This window comes from Xanthomonas sp. NCPPB 3582 (assembly GCF_041475735.2).
Lineage (GTDB): Bacteria > Pseudomonadota > Gammaproteobacteria > Xanthomonadales > Xanthomonadaceae > Xanthomonas > Xanthomonas codiaei.
Genome location: NZ_CM192968.1, coordinates 4475324 through 4494229, shown reverse-complemented (window position 1 = coordinate 4494229; position 18906 = coordinate 4475324). Strand labels below are relative to the sequence as shown.

The 18906-nt window shown below is 68.8% G+C and carries 17 protein-coding genes; 10 read left to right on the top strand and 7 right to left on the bottom strand.

Annotated features, from left to right (window positions below; all coding sequences use genetic code 11):
- Position 1: 1 nt before the first annotated feature.
- Complete coding sequence (locus ACCQ05_RS19025) at positions 2-355, bottom strand: helix-turn-helix domain-containing protein (RefSeq protein WP_372392108.1); 354 nt, start codon at positions 353-355, stop codon at positions 2-4.
- Between ACCQ05_RS19025 and ACCQ05_RS19020 the strand changes: the two genes are divergently transcribed.
- Positions 354-1544, top strand: coding sequence for an MFS transporter (locus tag ACCQ05_RS19020; protein ID WP_372392107.1), 1191 nt, complete (start codon positions 354-356; stop codon positions 1542-1544). The two genes, ACCQ05_RS19025 and ACCQ05_RS19020, sit on opposite strands and share 2 nt — an antisense overlap.
- Positions 1545-1794: 250 nt before the next feature.
- Here the strand turns inward: ACCQ05_RS19020 and yccS are convergent, their stop codons facing one another.
- Positions 1795-4008 (bottom strand): YccS family putative transporter, encoded by a 2214-nt coding sequence (gene yccS / locus ACCQ05_RS19015; RefSeq protein WP_372394185.1) that lies wholly within the window; start codon positions 4006-4008, stop codon positions 1795-1797.
- 131 nt (positions 4009-4139) lie between these two features.
- On the opposite strand from yccS, the gene ACCQ05_RS19010 reads away from it, so the two are divergent.
- Positions 4140-4894 (top strand): IS5 family transposase gene (locus ACCQ05_RS19010; RefSeq protein ID WP_372391008.1). Its coding sequence is split into 2 segments (ribosomal slippage): positions 4140-4467 and positions 4467-4894, totalling 756 coding nucleotides; the frame shifts between segments, so codons are not numbered across the junction.
- A gap of 279 nt (positions 4895-5173) precedes the next feature.
- Here ACCQ05_RS19010 and purD read toward each other — a convergent pair.
- Complete coding sequence (gene purD / locus ACCQ05_RS19005) at positions 5174-6469, bottom strand: phosphoribosylamine--glycine ligase (protein ID WP_372392105.1); 1296 nt, start codon at positions 6467-6469, stop codon at positions 5174-5176.
- Positions 6470-6585: 116 nt separating this feature from the next.
- Positions 6586-8169 carry a bifunctional phosphoribosylaminoimidazolecarboxamide formyltransferase/IMP cyclohydrolase gene (purH, locus tag ACCQ05_RS19000; RefSeq protein WP_372392104.1) on the bottom strand — a complete coding sequence of 528 codons (1584 nt, stop codon included), beginning with the start codon at positions 8167-8169 and terminating at the stop codon, positions 6586-6588.
- 73 nt (positions 8170-8242) lie between these two features.
- On the opposite strand from purH, the gene ACCQ05_RS18995 reads away from it, so the two are divergent.
- The 8 genes from ACCQ05_RS18995 to ACCQ05_RS18960 all read left to right on the top strand — a co-directional run bounded on the left by ACCQ05_RS18995 (position 8243) and on the right by ACCQ05_RS18960 (position 16213).
- Positions 8243-8857 carry a CDP-alcohol phosphatidyltransferase family protein gene (locus ACCQ05_RS18995; protein WP_104541653.1) on the top strand — a complete coding sequence of 205 codons (615 nt, stop codon included), beginning with the start codon at positions 8243-8245 and terminating at the stop codon, positions 8855-8857.
- A gap of 87 nt (positions 8858-8944) precedes the next feature.
- Complete coding sequence (locus ACCQ05_RS18990; protein WP_372392103.1) at positions 8945-10699, top strand: bifunctional alpha/beta hydrolase/class I SAM-dependent methyltransferase; 1755 nt, start codon at positions 8945-8947, stop codon at positions 10697-10699.
- Positions 10696-12033: a phosphatase PAP2/dual specificity phosphatase family protein gene (locus ACCQ05_RS18985; RefSeq protein ID WP_372392102.1), complete on the top strand. Its 1338-nt coding sequence runs from the start codon at positions 10696-10698 to the stop codon at positions 12031-12033. The genes ACCQ05_RS18990 and ACCQ05_RS18985 overlap by 4 nt, the downstream gene beginning before the upstream one ends.
- The gene (locus ACCQ05_RS18980; protein WP_372392101.1) at positions 12030-12470 is read left to right on the top strand and encodes a hypothetical protein; all 441 of its coding nucleotides are present in this window, start codon (positions 12030-12032) and stop codon (positions 12468-12470) included. The genes ACCQ05_RS18985 and ACCQ05_RS18980 overlap by 4 nt, the downstream gene beginning before the upstream one ends.
- Complete coding sequence (locus ACCQ05_RS18975) at positions 12467-13969, top strand: TIGR04222 domain-containing membrane protein (protein WP_372392100.1); 1503 nt, start codon at positions 12467-12469, stop codon at positions 13967-13969. The genes ACCQ05_RS18980 and ACCQ05_RS18975 overlap by 4 nt, the downstream gene beginning before the upstream one ends.
- Positions 13969-14613 carry a CDP-alcohol phosphatidyltransferase family protein gene (locus ACCQ05_RS18970; RefSeq protein WP_372392099.1) on the top strand — a complete coding sequence of 215 codons (645 nt, stop codon included), beginning with the start codon at positions 13969-13971 and terminating at the stop codon, positions 14611-14613. The genes ACCQ05_RS18975 and ACCQ05_RS18970 overlap by 1 nt, the downstream gene beginning before the upstream one ends.
- Complete coding sequence (locus ACCQ05_RS18965) at positions 14610-15242, top strand: lysophospholipid acyltransferase family protein (RefSeq protein WP_372392098.1); 633 nt, start codon at positions 14610-14612, stop codon at positions 15240-15242. The genes ACCQ05_RS18970 and ACCQ05_RS18965 overlap by 4 nt, the downstream gene beginning before the upstream one ends.
- Positions 15239-16213 (top strand): phosphatidate cytidylyltransferase, encoded by a 975-nt coding sequence (locus ACCQ05_RS18960; protein WP_372392097.1) that lies wholly within the window; start codon positions 15239-15241, stop codon positions 16211-16213. The genes ACCQ05_RS18965 and ACCQ05_RS18960 overlap by 4 nt, the downstream gene beginning before the upstream one ends.
- Positions 16214-16461: 248 nt before the next feature.
- On the opposite strand, the gene fis is transcribed toward ACCQ05_RS18960, so the two are convergent.
- From fis to ACCQ05_RS18945, 3 genes are all read right to left on the bottom strand, one after another.
- Positions 16462-16734: a DNA-binding transcriptional regulator Fis gene (gene fis, locus ACCQ05_RS18955; RefSeq protein ID WP_104541639.1), complete on the bottom strand. Its 273-nt coding sequence runs from the start codon at positions 16732-16734 to the stop codon at positions 16462-16464.
- Between the two features lie 116 nt (positions 16735-16850).
- The gene (locus tag ACCQ05_RS18950) at positions 16851-17996 is read right to left on the bottom strand and encodes a DUF3426 domain-containing protein (RefSeq protein WP_372392096.1); all 1146 of its coding nucleotides are present in this window, start codon (positions 17994-17996) and stop codon (positions 16851-16853) included.
- A 394-nt stretch (positions 17997-18390) separates the two neighbouring features.
- Positions 18391-18768, bottom strand: a complete 378-nt coding sequence (locus tag ACCQ05_RS18945; protein WP_104541635.1) for a helix-turn-helix transcriptional regulator — start codon at positions 18766-18768, stop codon at positions 18391-18393.
- Positions 18769-18906 lie beyond the last annotated feature (138 nt).

Here is an 18906-nt window from a genome sequence, read left to right as displayed (position 1 = left end):
CCTAGCAGGCTTGGACGGTGTGCTGGTGGATGGGCGATGCGCTCGCCGGGATGTCCGGGCCGAGGCCGTGGAGACTGCTGCCGCGGACCCGGCGCGGGCCGCGCTCGAACAGCCGCGCGCCCAGCGCCTGCCCGATCGTGGCCACCCGGTGGCTGAGTGCCGATTGCATGGTAGTGCCGCGGCGCGCGGTGGCGGTGCAGCCGCCTTCCTCGGCCAGGGCCACGGCAACTTCCAGTGGGCGCAGAGTCGTCAGCACGCAATCTCGAAACGCGATGGACACAGGGAAGACACTACATTGGAACGATGTCGGTGCGCTGCCCACATTGCGCCCATTGCTTGCCCAGGCCTTCGTCATGACCGTCGACTCCACCGTCCATCCACCGCTGCCGCGCCGCCTGGTGTTGCTGATGGCCGCCGCCACCGGGCTGGCGGTGGCCAGCAATTACTACGCGCAGCCGCTGCTGGACACCCTGGCGCAGGCGTTCGCGATCCAGGTCCGTAGCGCCGGCGCGGTGGTGACCGCCGCGCAGCTGGCGTATGCGGCCGGTTTGCTGTTGCTGGTGCCGCTGGGCGACCGGCTGGAGCGGCGCGGGCTGATCGTGGGGTTGTTCGTGCTCAGCGCGCTGGGCCTGCTGGTGAGCGCCGGTTCGCACAGTTTCGCGATGTTGCTGGTTGGCACGATCGTGACCGGCGCCAGCTCGGTGGCGGCGCAGATCCTGGTGCCGTTTGCCGCCACCCTGGCTGCACCGCAGGAGCGCGGGCGGGTGATCGGCACGGTGATGAGCGGCTTGCTGCTGGGCATCCTGCTGGCGCGGACCGCGGCCGGCCTGCTGGCCGGCGTGGGCGGCTGGCAGACCGTGTACTGGATCGCGTGCGGGTTGCTGCTGGTGACCGCGGGATTGCTGTGGCGTGGGCTGCCGCGGCATCCGGGCAATGCGCAGCTGTCCTATCCGCATCTGGTGGGCTCGGTGCTGACGCTGCTGCGTGACGACGCGGTGCTGCGTTCGCGCGCGGTGCTGGGTGGGCTGATCTTTGCAGGCTTCAGCATGTTCTGGACCACGCTGGCGTTCCTGCTGTCCGGGCCGGCGTATGGCTATGGCACGGTGGTGATCGGAATGTTCGGCCTGATCGGTGCGGCCGGTGCGCTGGCCGCCAACCGCTCCGGCCACTGGTCCGACCATGGCCATGGCGACCGCGTCAGCTGGGGCGGGCTGGGGATGCTGCTGCTGTCGTGGGGGCTGCTGGCGTTCGCGCCGCAATCGATGGCGATGCTGATCGTTGGCGTGCTGCTGCTGGATATCGCGGTGCAGGGCGTGCACATCGCCAACCAGAGCGTGATCTATCAACGCAATCCGCAGGCGCGTAACCGCATCACCTCGGCCTACATCACCTGCTACTTCATCGGTGGCGCGGTGGGCTCGACGCTGGGCACGGCGGCCTACGCGCAGGCCGGCTGGCCGGGCGTCGTGGTCGGTGGCGCGCTGCTGGCGCTGGCGGCGTTGGGATGGGTGGCGCTCAGCGTGCCGCGGGGCACCTGGAAGTGAGCAGCGCCGCGGTGTGCCGGCCGGGGCGCGGACAGGTGGTGGCGTCGGCACAGGATGACCGGCTTGCGCGGTCGTTCGCGGCGCAAGCCATTCGATGCAGCCACGCCTGCATCGGGTGCCGACAACGCAACGGACCAGGCAGCGTGCGCACGCAGCGCCAGCAATCTTCAGACAGGTGCTGACGTGCCAAGGCCGTGATGCAAGCCGGCCTGGTAGCGCCGGTTCGGCATGCTGCCACCCGGAGCGCGGGTCATGCGCGCTGCAGTTCCTTGGCGGCGGCGTTGTCGGCCGGTGCCTCGGTGACCGCCAGCGCTGCAGCGCGCAGTGTGGGCAGCAGGCGCAGGGTCAGCGCCAGTTGGTCGCGCACCAGGCGCTGCTTGGGCGGCAGCTGCACGGCGTGCTGTTCGAGTGCTTCGGCCATGGCCAGTTCTTCGCGTTCGTCGTGCAGCGGCAGCGGTTGGCGCTGGCCCAATGCAGTGGCGAGCGCGCCCAGCGTGCGCTGCAGATACTCGCCGGCCCGGGCGATGCTGGCATCGTGTTCGCCCTCCAGCGCGGCGCGGTGCGCGCCGAGCGCGGAGAGATAGCCGAGCAAGGTATTGGACAGCGCCAGGAAGCGGAACCCCGCCTCCAGGTTGCGCCGGTAGCGGCCCGGCTCGCGCAGCATGTTGGACAGGGCGACCGAGAGCGCGGCATCGGCGTTGTGCATGTCGCGGCGCGCGATGCGGTAGGGCAGGTCGTCGCGCATGCCGCTGGCGTATTGCTCCAGCACCTGGCCCAGGTAACGCGCGCAGCTGGCCAGCACCGTGGCCATCACCTGGTTGAGCCGGCGGCCCTGCCAGTCGGGCAGGATCAGGAACGACGCCGCCGCAGCGATGGCGCAGCCGATCACGGTGTCGATCAGGCGCGGCCAGATCAGCACGAAGCCATTGCCGAGCAGGTTGAAGCAGAACAACGCCATCACCGTGATGCCGGCGGTGGCCAGCATGTAGCGGTCGGTGCGCGCGATGAAGAACACCAGGGTGGCCACCAATGCGAGCAGCAGCTGCACTTGCGTGCCGGGGAACAACTGCATCAGCGCCCAGGTGGCGACCAGGCCGATCAGGGTGCCGGCAATGCGCTGCACCAGCCGCAGGCGGGTGGCGCCGTAGTTGGGGCGACAGACGAACGCGGTGGTGAGCAGGATCCAGTAACCGTTGTCGGCATGGATGGACTGCATCACCGCATAGCCCACCACCAATGCGATGGCCATGCGCAGCCCGTGCCGGAACAGCACCGAGCCGGGGGTGAGTTGCTGGCCCAGGCGCGCGGCCATTTCACGCAGGGTGTGCGGCGAGGAATCGCGCAGGCGGGTATCGAGGTTGTCGCTGGTGGAATCGGATTGCGCCGCTTCGGACAGGCGCCGTTCGATGGTCTGCAGGTTGGTCACCAGCAGCTCCAGTGCGCCCAGCAGGCGCGCCAGCGCCGGATCGGCGCGCGCGTGCAGGTAATCCAGCGACTGGCGCAGGTCTTCGGTGGCCAGGCGGCTGTTGTCGCCGTAGTCAAATGGCTGGCGCAGGCGGATCGCTTCGCCCAGTGCCGCGCAGGCCTTGCCCTGCAGTGCGAGCAGACGCTGGCAGCGGTACAGCACATCGCTATGGAAGAACGCCTCGGTCAGCGCTTCGTAAGGGTAATGCGAGGAACTGGCGCGCTCGTGGAATTCCTGCGCCATGTAATACAGCCGGAAATACAGGCCCGACTGCACGCCCGGCCGGCCCGAACGGCCGAAGCGGCTGATGATGGCGGTCTTGGCAGCGTTGAGCGCGGCCACCACGCGGGCGTTCTGCTCGGCCAGCGCCAGCCGGCGCGCATGCAGGTCGCTTTGCCGCACCGGTTCGAACAGATCGGCCTTGCGCCGCAGATACAGGCCCAGCTCGAAGAACAGCCGCGACAATCGCTCGCGCACCGGGCGGTTGGCGAACAGGATGGTCCACAGGATCGACAGCACGCCGTACCAGCCGGCGCCGATCATCAGCAACGCCGCGCCCTGCCAGGCGATGCGCGGATCGTGGCTGCCATGTTGATCCATACCGATCATGGCGTAGATCGACAAGGCCACCGTGGCCTGCGCGATCGAGGCATAGCGCTCGCCCAGCGCGCCCAGCAACGTGAGCGAGAACGTGGCCAGCGCCATGCCGATCACGAACGGCAGCGGGTAGGGGAACAGCAGCGTCACCGCCGCTGCGGCCGCGGCAAAACACAGCAACGACAGCAGCACCGATTTCGTGCGGCCCAGCCAGTTGTCGTCGGTCTCGGCGATGGCGCTGGCGATGATGCCCAGGAACAGCGCCGGCACCGCGGTCAGTTCCTGCCGGTACCAGCACACGCCCAGCGCCACCGCCAGTGCGATGAACACACGCAGGCCGTAGCTGGCCTTTTCGTGGGCCCACAGGCGGCTGAGGCGGGTTTCGAAGGACGTGGCGGCCACGGTCTCGGCAAGGGCAGGCGTGACCGGCATTATTGCCGCAGGCACGCGCCGCCGGTGTGGACAGGGGCTAGGGGGTGTCATCAATTGATCGAATAGGCGATGCTTGCTGTCCTTTTTCGCCCTCTCCTGCAATGGCACGTCGCTACGCTCTGCGAGACGATCAATGGGATCGCATCCGCGATCTGCTTCCTGGCCGAGTCGGATACGTCGGTGTCACCGCCAAAGACAACCGGCTCTTTGTCGAAGCGGTGCTGTACCGCTACCGAGCCGGCATCCCTTGGCGGGATCTGCCCGAGCGCTTCGGTGATTTCCGCGTGATCCACCTGCGACATAGCCGCTGGAGTCGGGCCGGCGTCTGGCAACGGGTGTTCCAGGCGCTGTCCGAAGACGCCGACAACGAATACGCAATGATCGACAGCACCATCGTCCGGGCGCATCAGCACAGCGCCGGGGCAAAAGGGGGGAGCCACAAGCCGTCGGACGTAGTCGCGGAGGACTGAGCAGCAAAATCCACGCAGTGGTCGATGCGCTGGGCAATCCAGTGGCGTTTCATCTGAGCGCAGGCCAGGCGTCGGATCTGGAAGGTGCAGATGTCTTGTTGCCGCACGTGTCGGTGGGAGCCTTGCTCGCTGATCGAGCCTACGATGCCAGTGCACGGGTCATCGAACCGATGCAGCGGCGGGGGACGCAGATCGTCATCCCCTCCCATCCGACCCGTAAGGTGCAGCGCGACTACGACCGGGTGCTGTACAAGGATCGACATCTGATTGAGAACTTCTTTGCCAAACTCAAGCAGTACCGCGCCATTGCGACTCGCTACGACAAGACCGCCTGCAACTTCCTTGGAGCGATCTACTGGATCGCCTCCGTCATCTTGCTCAATTGATGACACTCCCTAGTCCTTTGTCAGTAGCCGGCATGGGTGCGGACTGGAGCGGCGTGCGCAATTGCGCCGCAGCCCCGCTGCACGGCCGCCCATCGCGCTTGGCGACCTGGCAACCTGTGGTTGCGAGCTTGAATACCGCCTTCTCGGACACCGCCAGCGAGCCGTTGCTCTGTTCGGCCGACAACCCGCGGATGTCCGTGCTTGCCCCCATCCGCCCTTCGGGCACCTTCCCCCGCCAGTGGGGGAAGCCCGCGGCTTAAGCGGGGGAAGGACGCGGCCTTAGCCCTGCGCCTGCCGTTCGCGCGCGATCGCACGCCAGCCGATGTCGCTGCGATGAAAGGCGTTGGGCCAATGGATCGGTTGCAGGCCGGCATAGGCGGCACGCTGCGCGTCCTGCACGCTGTCGCCGAGCGCGGCCACGCACAGCACGCGGCCCCCGGCGCTGAGCACCTGGCCGTCGGCATCGAGCGCGGTGCCGGCGTGGAAGACCTTGGCGCTGGCGGGCACCGCATCCAGGCCATGGATGACCTCGCCGGTGACCGGTGCTTCCGGATACGGTTTCGCCGCGATCACCACGCCCAGCGACGGGCGCGGGTCCCACTGCGCCTGCGCGCGGTCGAGCGTGCCGTCGATGGCCGCTTCGACCAGGTCCACCAGGTCCGACTGCAGGCGCAGCATCACCGGCTGGGTTTCCGGATCGCCGAAGCGCACGTTGAATTCGATCACCTTGGGTGCGCCGTGCGCATCGATCATCAACCCGGCATACAGAAACCCGGTGAACGGCACGCCGTCGGCGATCATGCCGTGCACGGTGGGCTCGACCACCTCGCGCATCACCCGTGCATGCACCTGCGGCGTGACCACCGGCGCCGGTGAGTAGGCACCCATGCCGCCGGTGTTGGGGCCGGTGTCGCCATCGCCGACGCGCTTGTGGTCCTGGCTGGTGGCCATCGGCAGGGCGTGTTTGCCATCGACCATGGAAATGAAGCTGGCTTCTTCGCCATCGAGGAATTCCTCGATCACCACGCGCGCGCCGGCATCGCCGAAGGCATTGCCCGAGAGCATGTCGCGCACCGCGTCTTCGGCCTCGGCCAGGGTCATCGCCACGATCACGCCCTTGCCGGCCGCCAGGCCATCGGCCTTGACCACGATCGGCGCGCCCTTGTCGCGCACGTAGGCCAGTGCCGCGTCTACGTCGGTATGCACCGCGTAGTAGGCGGTGGGAATGCCGTGGCGGGCGAGGAAGTCCTTGGCGAAGGCCTTGCTGCCTTCCAGCTGCGCGGCCTTGGCGGTGGGCCCGAAGATGCGCAGGCCGGCGGCGTGGAAGCGGTCGACCACGCCCAGCACCAGCGGCACTTCCGGCCCGACCACGGTGAGCGCCACGGCCTCGCGCTGCGCCAGCGCCAGCAGCCCATCCAGATCATCGACCTTGATCGCCACGTTGCGGCACTTGGCCTCGCTGGCGGTGCCGGCATTACCGGGTGCCACCAGCACCTCGCTCACGCGCGCGGATTGCGCGATCTTCCAGGCCAGGGCGTGTTCGCGGCCGCCGGAGCCGATGACGAGAATTTTCATGTGAGTGCGGGGATTTGGGAGTCGGGATTAGGGATTGGTCAAAGCGGGATCACGGATCGGAGCGAGCAAGGGACGGTGCCACCACTCCCCACTCCCGAATCCCCAATCCCGGTTCGTCAGTGCCTGAAATGGCGTACGCCGGTGAACACCATCGCGATGCCGTGTTCGTCGGCGGCGGCGATCACTTCGCCATCGCGCATCGAGCCGCCCGGCTGGATCACCGCCTTGATGCCGGCTGCCGCTGCGGCATCGATGCCGTCGCGGAACGGGAAGAACGCATCCGAGGCCATCACCGAGCCGGCAACGGTGAGCTTGGCCTCTTCGGCCTTGAGCGCGGCGATCTTGGCGCTGACCACGCGGCTCATCTGCCCGGCGCCCACGCCAATGGTGCGGCTGTCCTTGGCATACACGATCGCGTTGGATTTGACGTACTTGGCCACGCGCCAGGCGAACAGCAGGTCGCCCAGTTCCGCCTCGCTGGGCGCGCGCTGGGTGACCACGCTCAACTCGCCCAGCGACATGCCGCGGTTGTCGGCCGACTGCATCAGCAGGCCCGAGCCGATGCGCTTGGTGTCGTAGTTGTTGAGGCCATTACCGTGCGGAATCTTGAGCACGCGCACGTTGGCCTTCTTGCTGGCGTAGTCGAGCGCGCCGGCCTCGTAGTCGGGCGCGATCAGCACTTCGACGAACTGGCGATCGAGAATGGCCTTGGCCGTGGCTGCATCCAGCGTCTTGTTGAAGGCCAGGATGCCGCCGAAGGCGCTGGTGGGATCGGTGGCATAGGCCAGCTCGTAGGCATCGCCGCAGCCCGCGCCCACCGCCACGCCGCAGGGGTTGGCGTGCTTGACGATCACGCAGGCCGGCGCGTCGAACTGACGCACGCATTCCCACGCCGCATCGGCATCGGCCAGGTTGTTGTAGCTCAGTTCCTTGCCCTGCAACTGCTGGAAGGTGGCCAGCGTGCCCGGCACCGGATACAGGTCGCGGTAGAACGCGCCAGCCTGGTGCGGGTTTTCGCCGTAGCGCAGGTCCATGACCTTGACGAAGTTGGAATTGATCTGTGCCGGGAACGGGCTGCGCGTGGGTACCGCTTCGGCGCTGTCGGCCACGGCCGACAGGTAGTTGCTGATCGCCGCGTCGTACTGCGCCACGCGGTTGAACGCGGCCACCGACAGCGCAAAGCGCTTGGCGGCCGACAGCTGGCCATCGTTGGCCTCCAGCTCGGCCAGCAGGTCGGCGTATTGCGCCGGATCGGTGGCCACGGCCACGCGCGCGAAGTTCTTGGCCGCGCTGCGCAGCATCGCCGGGCCGCCGATGTCGATGTTCTCCACGGCCTCGGCCAGGGTGCAATCGGCCTTCACGGTGACCGACTCGAACGGGTAGAGGTTCAGCACCAGAAGGTCGATCGGCACGATGCCGTGTTCGGCCATCACCGCCTCATCGACGCCGGCACGCCCCAGCAGGCCGCCGTGCACCAGCGGATGCAGGGTCTTGACCCGGCCGTCCATCATTTCCGGGAAGCCGGTGAGCTCGGCCACATCGGTGACCGGCAGGCCGGCCTCGCGGATCGCCTTGGCGGTGCCGCCGGTGGACAGCAGCTCGACCTTGCGCGCTGCCAGCGCGCGGGCCAGGTCGATCAGGCCGGTCTTGTCGGAAACGGAGAGCAGGGCCCGGCGCACGGGCAGCAAATCAGTGGCCATCGGTGGGGGATGTCGAAGCGGAACAGCCGATATTGTAGGCTGCGCCAGCGCTCGAATGGACTCACCACCCCGTATGGCCTCGATCTATGCATTGAAGGGACGCTTCCAGGCGCTGCTGCGGCCCATGGTGGGCGCGCTCTACCGCGGCGGCATCACCGCCAACCAGGTGACGCTCACGGCGGCGGCGGTGTCGCTGCTGGTGGCCGCGGTGGTCTATCGCGCCGGCGCCGGCTGGCCCTGGCTGTATCTGCTGCTGCCGGCGTGGATGCTGCTGCGCATGGGCCTCAACGCCATCGACGGCATGCTGGCGCGCGAATTCGGCCAGCAATCGCGGCTGGGCGCCTACCTCAACGAAGTGTGCGACGTGGTGGCCGATGCAGCGCTGTACTTGAGCCTGCTCGGCGTGCCAGGCGTGGGCGCGCACTGGCTATGGTTGTTTGCGCTGCTGGCGGCGCTGACCGAATACGCCGGCGTGCTCGGCCTGATGGTCGGTGCCAGCCGCCGCTACGACGGGCCGATGGGCAAGAGCGACCGAGCCTTCGTCATCGGCGTGGTGGGGCTGGGCCTGGCCTGCGGCGTGCTGGGCGCGCGCAGCGTCACCTGGATCGCCATCGCGCTGAGTCTTGCCTGCATGGCCACGGTGTGGCGGCGGGTGCGTGCCGGACTGGCAGAGGCGCCGGCCGGCTGAGCGCGCCGCGGTTGCCCACACAATCTGCGGCCGCGCCGTCATCGACACGACCGCTGCACCACCACTGTTCTCTTTCAGGATGATCCCATGCGTGAGGTTGTAGAGCGGCAGTTCGCCAGTTTCGATGGTGTGCAGTTGTTTTATCGGCATTGGCCGGCAGCGGCGGCGGGCGCCGCGCCCAAGGCGGTGGTGCTGCTACACCGCGGGCATGAGCACTCCGGCCGGGTGCTGCATCTGGCCGAGGAGCTGGATCTGCCCGATGCGCAGTTCTTCGCCTGGGATGCGCGCGGCAATGGCCGCTCGCCGGGCGCGCGCGGCGATGCGCCCGGCTTCGAAGCGCTGGTGCGCGACCTGGACAGTTTCATCGCCCATCTCGGCAGCGCGCATGGCATTGCGGTACAGGACATCGCGGTGATCGCGCAAAGTGTGGGCGCGGTGGTCGCGGCCACCTGGGTGCACGACTACGCGCCGCCACTGCGTGCGCTGGTGCTGGCCTCGCCGGCGTTCAAGGTCAAGCTGTACGTGCCGTTCGCTCGCGCCGGGCTGAAGCTGATGCATGCGCTACGCGGCAATTTCTTCGTCAACAGTTACGTCAAGCCGCAGTGGTTGACGCATGACGCGCAGCGCGTGGAAAGCTACCGCAGCGATCCGTTGATCACCCGCCCGATCTCGGTGCGCGTGCTGCTGGGCCTGTACGCGGCGGCAGAGCGCGTGGTGGCCGATGCGCAGGCGATCACCGTGCCCACCCAGCTGCTGGTCTCCGGCGCGGACTTCGTGGTGCATCGCGGCCCGCAGGACCGCTTCTACGAAAACCTGCGCTCGCCGATCAAGCAGCGGCATTGGTTGCCCGGGTTTTTCCACGACACCCTGGGCGAGCGCGACCGCGCGCTGGCGATCGCGCCGATCCGCGCGTTCGTGCAGGCACGCTTCGAACAGCCGCCAGTGCGCGCCGACCTGCGCGATGCGCATCGTGCCGGGCCCAGTTTCGACGAAGCCGAGCGGCTGGCCTGGCCGCCGCAACGCAACAGCCTGCAGGATCTGCGCTGGCGTGTGGTACGCGCCGGGCTGCGCCTGGGCGGAACGCTGTCCGAGGGCATCGCGCTCGGCCTGCAGACCGGTTTCGACTCCGGCAGCACGCTGGATTACATCTACCGCAACCAGGCGCGCGGACGCGGGCCGCTGGGTCGGCTGATCGACCGCAATTATCTCGATGCGATCGGCTGGCGCGGTATCCGCATCCGTGGCGCGCACCTGGGCGAGTTGCTGCGCGATGCGGCCGGCCGGCTGCGCCAGGCCGGCCAGCCGGTGCGCGTGCTGGACGTGGCGGCCGGCCATGGCCGCTACGTGCTGGAAGCGCTGGGCAGCGGCGCGCAACGGGCCGATGCGATCGTGCTGCGCGACTTCAGCCCGCTCAACGTCACCCAGGGCAGTGCCTTGATCCGCACGCTGGGCGCGCAGGACATCGCCCGGTTCGAACAGGGCGATGCCTTCGACCCGGCGGCATTGGCGGCGGTGCGGCCGGCGCCGACCCTGGCGGTGGTGTCGGGCCTGTACGAGCTGTTTGCCGACAACGACCAGGTGGCGCGTTCGCTCGCCGGCCTGTCCGCCGCGGTGCAGCCGGGTGGCTATCTGCTCTACACCGGCCAGCCGTGGCACCCGCAGCTGGAATTCATCGCGCGTGCGCTCACCAGCCACCGCGATGGCGTGGCGTGGGTGATGCGCCGGCGCAGCCAGCAGGAGATGGATGGCCTGGTGGAAGCGGCCGGATTTCGCAAGCTGGCGCAGCGCATCGATGCCTTCGGCATCTTCACCGTGTCGCTGGCGCAGCGGGTCGACGCATGACCCCAGGCGCGCGCCCCACCGCACGTGCCGCGCTGTGGCTGGCATTGCTGGGGCCGTTGTTCTTCCTCAGCTATGGCCTGGCCAATACCCTGGCCGGGCGCGCGGGCAGCGTGCCCTCGGTGGTATTTGATTGGGAACACGGCATGCCGTTCTGGCCGTGGACCATCGTGCCGTATTGGTCGATCGACCTGTTCTACGCCGCCTCGTTCTTCGTCTGCCGCACCCGGCGCGAACTGGATACGCATGCGCTGCGCCTGCTCAGCGCGCAGCTGGTCTGCGTTGCCTGCTTCTTGCTGTGGCCATTGCGCTACAGCTTCGTGCGGCCGGACACCGACGGCGTATTCGGTTGGCTGTTCGCGGTGTTGCTGGGCTTCGACAAACCCTTCAACCAGGCGCCATCGCTGCACATCGTGCTGCTGGTGGTGTTGTGGGTGCGCTATGCGCAGCATCTTTCCGGCCTGTGGCGCTGGCTCTTGCATGGATGGTTCGCGCTGATCGGGGTATCGGTGCTGACCACGTATCAGCATCATTTCCTGGATATCCCCACCGGGCTGGCGGCCGGCTGGCTGTGCGTGTGGCTGTGGCCGGAACGCATTGCCGCGCCCTTCGCACAGGCACGGCTGGCGCGCGAGGCACGCCGTTGGCAGCTGGCTGCGGCGTACCTGGCCGGTGCCCTCGTCAGCACGGCGCTGGCGATCGCGGTCGGCGGCGTGGGCTGGTGGGCGCTGTGGCTGAGCCTGTCGCTGGGCCTGGTCGCGTTGAACTATGCAGCGCTTGGCCCGCTCGGCTTCCAGAAACGCAGCGACGGGCGGCTGAGCCTGGCCGCGCGCTGGTTGTTCGCGCCCTACCTGCTGGCCGCCTGGTGCAACTCGCGGGTGTGGACGCGCCGCGACCCGCTGCCGCGCGCGGTCTGCGATGAGGTCTGGCTGGGCCGCATTCCGCTGCCCGCACAGCGCGCCGGGTTTGCTGTCGTGGTGGATCTCAGCGCCGAACTCTCGCTGCACGCGGCGCGCCGGCACGACCAGGTGATTCCGATGCTGGATCTGGTGGCGCCGTCACCCGCCAGCCTGGCGGCGGCCGCAGCTGCCATCGAGGCCGCACGCACCCAGGGGGCGGTGCTGGTGTGTTGTGCGCTGGGCTATTCGCGCAGTGCAGCCAGCGTCGCGTGCTGGCTGGTGCGCAGCGGCCGCGCCCGGGACGTGGATGCGGCCATTGCGCAGCTGCGCGCGGTGCGCCCGACGATCGTGCTTGGGCACGCCCATCGTGCAGCCATCATGGCGGCGTGCAGTGGCCATGACAGCGACGACACTGTGCGCCTACGGAGACCGCAATGAACACTTCCCTGATGACGCTGGCCACCATGCGCGCAGTGCTGCGCCAGGGCGCACCGCTGGATCGCTTTTCGCTGCTGCTGGCTGCGGCGATCGCCCTGCTCGGCGTGGCCGAGGCGCCGCCGTTGATCCAGTTGAGCTACGCGCTCAGTGTCATGGCCGGCGTGGTGCAGCGCTACTGGGCGTTTCGGGTGGGTCTGGATGCGGACCTGCTGGAGGGCACGATCGCGCATCTCGGGCACGGCGGCAGCGAACAGGACGCTGCGCAGCAGCTCGATGCCGCGATGCACGCCGTCGGTCTGATGGCCACACCGCCATCCGGCCGCAACTGGGCATCGCGCTGGAACGGCATGCGCCGCCTGCTGCGCTGGCAGCTGGCAAGCACGCTGGTGCAATTGCTGCTGTTCGCGGTGGCCTTGGCCTTGAGGATCCTCCGATGAGCAGCGCGCAAGGACCCGGTCAGCGCGAGCCGCTACAGGCCACGCCGGCGCAGCTGGCGCTCTGGCAACGGCTGGACGGTTATCGCTTCGGCGAGGACGAGGAAGCGCTGCCGGCCTTCATACGGCGCGTGGCCAGGCAGGCGCATTGCAGCGTGGCGCAGGCGCAGGAACTGGTGGACGAGTACCGACGGTTCTGCTTTCTGGCCTGCACCGACACCCACGATGTCACGCCCAGCCCGCTGGTCGATCAGGTCTGGCACACGCATCTGACCGACACCCGCGAGTACTGGCAGCGGTTCTGCCCGCAGGTGCTGCAGACCACCCTGCATCATCGACCCGGTCGCGGGGGCGCGGGCGAGCAGGCGCAGTTCCAGGCGCAATACCGGCAGACGCTGGAGCGTTATCGCCTGCACTTCGGCGAGCCGCCGGCGCAATGGTGGCCGCCAGCGCGCCTGCAGCAGCCAACTGCGGCCCCGGCGCACGATGACACCGCCGAAACCACGTTACAGGCCTTGCGCGGCGCACCGCGGCGGTCCGGGCCGCGGCGCGGCTCGCCGCGCGCGGTGATCGGGTGGGCAATCGCCGCGGTGATCGTGGGAATGGTCTGCCGCTCGGCCAATGGCGATGCCGTGTCGCTGCTGCACTGGCGCGGCGCCTATTTCCTGCCGGTGTTCATCACCCTGATTGGCCTGGCCTGGTCGATGGCGGCGTGGTTGCGGCGGGTGCTGCGCCGCGGTCGCACCGCAGCCGCATTGGAGCCCGGCGAGCTGGCCCATCTGAGCGGCGGCGCCGACCGCGTGGCCGACCTGTGGTTCACCGAGTTGCTGGTGCGCGATGCCGTGTATCTGGATCGCGATGAAGCGCTACCGGCCCGGCAACGGGTGCGCTGGCAACCGCAGGTGGCAGTGCCGCCTGCGCTGGAACCGGCGCTGCAGATCCTGCGCGGCACCGAGGACCCGGTGCTGGCCTTGCGCGAGTTGCGCGTGCTGGCCGCACCGCTGCGACAGCGCCTGATCGACAAGGGGCTGTGGCTGAGCCCGGCGGCATCGTACAGGCTGCGCCTGGCGTGTACCGTGCCGGTGGCGCTGGTGTGGCTGCTCGGCCTGTGCAAGCTGATCATCGGCGTGCAGGGCCATCACCCGGTCGGGTATCTGCTCTGCCTGATGGTACTGGTCACGCTGCTGGTGCTGGGATTTGCGTTGGTGCCGGTGCGGCGCACCCTGGCCGGCGACGCGCACCTGGAGGCGCTGCGTCAGGCACGGCCGCGCGATGCGGCGCGCACCGGCGGCGATGCTGGCGACGCACTGGCGCTGTACGGCACGGCGGTGCTGATCGGCACGCCCTGGGCGGACTATCACAGCATGCGTGCGCCGCATGGTCACGGCGGTGGCAGTGGCAGCAGTTGCGGCAGTGGAGGTGGTGGCGACAGCGGCGGTGATGGCGATGGCGGCAGCGACGGTGGTGGTGGCTGTGGTGGCTGCGGCGGGGGAGGCGACTGATGCAGGGCAGGCAACGACAGCAACAACGACGGCTGCGCTGGGCGCGCGCCTTGCGCGGGCGCGGGGCCACGCCCAATGGCGTGTCGTGGGTGGGCATCGCGTTTGCCGCACTGGCCGGGCTGATGTTCTACGTGGGCCTGAGCGCGCCCGCACGCGAAGGGGCGATGCCATTGCTGCTGGCCGTGCTCGGGCTGCAGGGGCGGCTGTGGTGCAACCGCATGGACGGCGTGCTGGCGCGTCAGGCGCACATGCGCTCGCGCGCGGGCGAGGTCTACAACGACGCGCCGGACCGCCTGTCCGATGTGCTGGTCTGCGTCGGGCTGGGGTATGGGCTGCAGGCGGGCCTGCCGTGGGCTGCGCAACTGGGGTGGGCGGCGGCGCTGTGCTGCGTGGCCACCGCGTATGTGCGCATGCTGGGCCTGGCCTGCGGCACGCCGGAGCCGCGGCAGGGGCCGATGAGCCGCGTGCAGCGCATGCACTGGTTGTCGCTGGCGGCCCTGCTGGCGGTGCCGCTGCAATGGATGGGCCAGCCGCGCAGCGCGGCCTGGTTGCTGATCGGCGCGCTGGCGGTGTTGATCGCCGGTGCGGTGCTGACGGTGGTGTTACGGCTGCGCGCGATCGTGCGCACCTTGGAGCAGACATGATTGCCCGCTTGATCGCACGCGCCTGCAGTGGCGCCATCCGCACGCTCACCGGTGCCCGTGCGTTGTGGCGCGGCTGCGCGCCGTCCAACGAGCGCCGCGTGTATTACGGCAACCACGCCAGCCACGGCGATTTCGTGCTGATCTGGTCGTCGTTGCCGGCCAGCCTGCGACACCAGGTGCGCCCGGTGGCCGCGGCCGACTACTGGCAACGCACGGCGCTGCGGCGTTATCTGATCCATGCGGTGTTCAATGGCGTGCTGATCGAACGCGATGCGGCGCGGCGGACCCGCGACCCGATCGAATGTCTGTGCGATGCGGTGGATGCCGGCGATTCGCTGATCCTGTTTCCCGAGGGCACGCGCAATCCCGACGAAGGCGTGCTGCCGTTCAAGAGCGGGCTGTATCACCTGGCGCGGCAGCGCCCGGAACTGGAGTTCGTGCCGGTGTGGATCGACAACCTCAAGCGGGTGATGCCCAAGGGCAAGTGGCTGCCGCTGCCGCTGCTGTGCACCACCACCTTCGGTGCACCGTTGCGGCTGGATGCCGACGAAGACAAGGACGCGTTCCTGGCGCGTGCGCGTGAGGCGCTGCTGGCGTTGTCGCCGGACCAGCTGGAGGCACGCGCATGAGCCTGTATCTGTACAGCGGGCAGCTGCAGCAATCCTCGATGCATCAGCAGACGCTGTGGTTGTTCAGCGGCATTGCGCTGGTGCTGATCGTTGCCACGCTGATTGCCGAAACGCTGCGTTGGCGCGCACGCGAACGCCCGAGCGCGGTGCTGGACAACCTGGTCGCACGCATTCGCGCCTGGTGGGTGATGGCGGCAGTGGTGGGTATCGCGTTCGTGTTCGGCCGCGCCGGGGTGATCGTGCTGTTCGCGCTGGTGTCGCTGTTTGCGCTGCGCGAGTTCATCACGCTCACGCCCACCCGGCGCGGCGATTACTACGCGCTGCTGGCGGCGTTCTACATCGTGCTGCCGTGGCAGTACGGGCTGGTGTGGACCGGCTGGTACGGCATGTACACGCTGCTGATTCCGGTTTATGCGTTCCTGGTGCTGCCGATCCTGGCCACCATCGGCGGCGACACCACGCGCTATCTGGAGCGTACCGCCAAGGTGCAGTGGGGCCTGATGATCTGCGTGTTCTGCATCTCGCACGTGCCGGCCTTGTTGAACCTGGAAATTCCCGGTTATGCCGGACGCAATCTGCTGTTGATCGCGTTCCTGGTGATCGTGGTGCAGTCCTCGGACGTGTTGCAGTACGTCTGGGGCAAGCTGGCCGGCCGGCACCTGATCGCGCCCAGGCTCTCGCCGTCCAAGACGGTGGAAGGCTTCATCGGCGGCGTGCTGTCGGCCGGCCTGCTCGGCATGGCGTTGTGGTGGATCACCCCGTTCGCGCCCTGGCATGCATTCGGGCTGGCGCTGGTGGCCAATCTGATGGGCTTCTTCGGCGGGCTGGTGATGTCGGCGATCAAGCGCGATCGCGGCATCAAGGACTGGGGCCACATGATCGAAGGCCATGGCGGCGTACTCGATCGCCTGGACTCGGTGTGCTTTGCCGCCCCGGTGTTCTTCCATCTGATCCGCTACGGCTGGGCGTGAGCGGCTGCACGTTGGCGCCAGCCAGGCGCTGAAACCCGATCATCAGCACGGCGCGGTGCGTGCATCGCGCGCAGTGTTGGATCCATAGTCCGCCGATCGGCCATCAACAGCGTCTTGCCCACCGCAACGTCGAACCGCATCGACTCATCCATCGCATCGGCAACCTCGTGCACGCCACGCTTCGCGGCGGCACGCTTTTACGAATCTCGAATCTCGAATCTCGAATCCCGAATCCCGAATCCCGCACCTCAGCTCAACCCATACTCTTTGAGCTTCTTGCGCAAGGTCGCGCGATGGATGCCCAGCATCGCCGCCGCGCGGCTCTGGTTGCCTTCGCAATGGTTGAGCACTTCGACGAACAACGGGATTTCCATTTCGCGCAACACGATCTCGTACACGTCGTCCGCATCGCTGCCGTCCAGGTCGCGCAGATACCGGCGCACGGACTGCGCCACGTGTTCGCGCAGCGGCGACTTGGGGGCGCCACGACTGCTGTCAGGACGAGAGGGGGCTGCGTTCAAAGGAAGTTCCCAGTGTCACGAAGCCGGGACGCGTGGCCGGCGAGGGGGAGTGAGTCTAGCGCGTGACCTCCCCGCTCGCCACGCCCATGTGGCCAGCGGCCGCAGGTTGCGGTCGCTTAGCGGAAATCGAAGCTGAAGGCGGCCGTGCTCGCGGCCGGTTCGCGCACGCGAAACGCCACCTGCACCGCCTGGCCGGGAGCGAGCGTGTCCTGTTCGGCCGGCGCCTGCCCCAGATACTCCTGCGGGGCCAGCACGCGCGTGCCGATCACCCGGCCATCGACGTCGGACAGCGACAGCTGCAGCCAGGGCCAGGCCTGCGCCCAGCGGGCATCGTTGCGGAAACTGGCCTGGATCTGCAGCACACCGGGCATGCCGGGCAGTGGCCGCACCTCGCGATTGAGCAGGGTCAGCGCGGCCGGTTCGCGCCAGGCCGGCAGGCTGCAGCGCAGCACCGCGCAGGCGGCGCTCACCAGCGGCCGCCAGCGGGCATCGCCGGCCAGGTGCGCGCGGTCGGCAATGACGATCTGCAGACCGAGCACGCCCACCAGGCCGACCAGCAGCGCCCATTGCCGGCCGCTGGCGCGCAGCCGCGGCCGGCTGAGATCACGTCGCGCAAACGCCGGGGCGCTGGATGCGGGCAGCGGCAGCAGCGGGGTTGCGCCGGGCGCGTGCGCGCCGAGGGGGGCGACATCCGCTTCCACCGCTACGGCAGCGCTGGCGGCGCTGTAGGTGGCAGGTGTCGCCGGCAGCGCCGGTGTGGCGGCATCCCCGGCCGATGCTGACCGCTGGGCCGAGGTTGCTGGCGATGCAGACGCCAGCGACGCCGCAGAAGCCGACGGCGGGGTGGGGGGGGCGGCAGAAGCCGACGGCGCGGCAGAGGTCGGGCCCGTGGACGGGGTCGAGGCCGACGCCGGAACGGCGGGCACCGCAGGCGCCGCCTGGGTGGCCGTGGGCGGTGTTGCAGGGGCTGCCTGGTGCTGCGCTAGCGGCCCCGCAGCGGTGCCGACGATGGGCGCATCTTGCGCACCGTCACCGCGCGCGCTGTCAGGCGCGCCGGCGCCGGGTGCGGGTACCAGGGGCGAACGCGGTGCCGGTACCGGCTCCACGGCAGGCGCTGGCGGCAGCTCGGCCAACGGCGCTGGCGGCGCCTGTTCCGGCGGCTCGGTGGGCGGCACTGCCGGGGTCGGAATCAGCACTGGGGCAGCAGGCGTGGCACGCAGGAACGTGGCCAGGGGGCGGCGCGGTGGCGGAGTCTCGGACATCGGCAGGCGTGCAGCGAAGAAGATCCCTATTCAACCACGCGCGCCTCCAGGCGCGAACGTCTGCGTCCCGGCGCCGGCCTGATCGCAGTACTGCCTCGCCTGACAGGCCGCAGGTCACCTTGCTGGGGCACGCAACCTTGCCTGGAGGTACCGCCTCGCGCCTGTGCGGCAGGACGCACGGCACCGACGCACGGCAACTCCGGAAATGCCGAACACCCGAAAACATGTCGGAAACGCCGCGCAGATCGTCTTCCTGAGCCCGCCGATCGTCGTCCTGACAGACCGTTCCCCGCACAGCTCTTCGAGGCACGAAGACCGAGGCACTACCAGCAACATCCAACGCGCCGGCGCAGGCTCTCGACGACTCCCGACTCCCGACTCCCGACTCCCGAAACTACCGCCGCCGCCGCGTCTTCCCGTCGGCCAGCAGCAGGTCCAGCAGTCCACTGCGCTGCCGCGGTGCCAGCGTGTCGAAGCGCGCCAGCAGCACGCGCTGCTGGTCGTCCAGGCGGCGGTATTGCGCCGGCTCTTCGGCAATGGCCGACACCGGCGGGCCGAACACGCGTTCGCCGCGGCCGGTGGCCAGGTATTCGAAGGCCATGCCGCTGCGCTTGGCCAGGCCGATCAGGTTCTCCACCGACGGCGCGGTGCCTTCGGCCATCTCCCACTGCGCGACCGCGCTGCGGGTGACGCCCAGCTCGCCGGCCAGGGCTTCCTGGGTCAGCTTGGTGAAGCTGCGGGCTTCGCGTACTCGTTCGTACAGCTTGCTCACACGGCACCGGATGGAAGGCGGACAGGGCCGGGAGATATAGCCCTAGCAGCGCTGGGGGATAGTTCGTATGCCTTTCATATCTCCATATGTTTGCGATACTGTCCTCGTGTCATTGACGACGACATCACAGCGAACTCA

Excerpts from the sequence above, each read along its gene's own strand:
- purD (WP_372392105.1), bottom strand. The coding sequence starts at position 6,469 with ATGAAAATTCTCGTCATCGGCTCCGGCGGCCGCGAACACGCCCTGGCC.
- ACCQ05_RS18995 (WP_104541653.1), top strand. The coding sequence starts at position 8,243 with ATGGCCTCGATCTATGCATTGAAGGGACGCTTCCAGGCGCTGCTGCGG.
- ACCQ05_RS18980 (WP_372392101.1), top strand. The coding sequence starts at position 12,030 with ATGAACACTTCCCTGATGACGCTGGCCACCATGCGCGCAGTGCTGCGC.
- ACCQ05_RS18975 (WP_372392100.1), top strand. The coding sequence starts at position 12,467 with ATGAGCAGCGCGCAAGGACCCGGTCAGCGCGAGCCGCTACAGGCCACG.
- ACCQ05_RS18990 (WP_372392103.1), top strand. The coding sequence starts at position 8,945 with ATGCGTGAGGTTGTAGAGCGGCAGTTCGCCAGTTTCGATGGTGTGCAG.
- ACCQ05_RS19025 (WP_372392108.1), bottom strand. The coding sequence starts at position 355 with ATGACGAAGGCCTGGGCAAGCAATGGGCGCAATGTGGGCAGCGCACCG.
- ACCQ05_RS18965 (WP_372392098.1), top strand. The coding sequence starts at position 14,610 with ATGATTGCCCGCTTGATCGCACGCGCCTGCAGTGGCGCCATCCGCACG.
- purH (WP_372392104.1), bottom strand. The coding sequence starts at position 8,169 with ATGGCCACTGATTTGCTGCCCGTGCGCCGGGCCCTGCTCTCCGTTTCC.
- ACCQ05_RS18985 (WP_372392102.1), top strand. The coding sequence starts at position 10,696 with ATGACCCCAGGCGCGCGCCCCACCGCACGTGCCGCGCTGTGGCTGGCA.
- ACCQ05_RS18970 (WP_372392099.1), top strand. The coding sequence starts at position 13,969 with ATGCAGGGCAGGCAACGACAGCAACAACGACGGCTGCGCTGGGCGCGC.
- ACCQ05_RS18950 (WP_372392096.1), bottom strand. The coding sequence starts at position 17,996 with ATGTCCGAGACTCCGCCACCGCGCCGCCCCCTGGCCACGTTCCTGCGT.
- ACCQ05_RS18960 (WP_372392097.1), top strand. The coding sequence starts at position 15,239 with ATGAGCCTGTATCTGTACAGCGGGCAGCTGCAGCAATCCTCGATGCAT.
- ACCQ05_RS19020 (WP_372392107.1), top strand. The coding sequence starts at position 354 with ATGACCGTCGACTCCACCGTCCATCCACCGCTGCCGCGCCGCCTGGTG.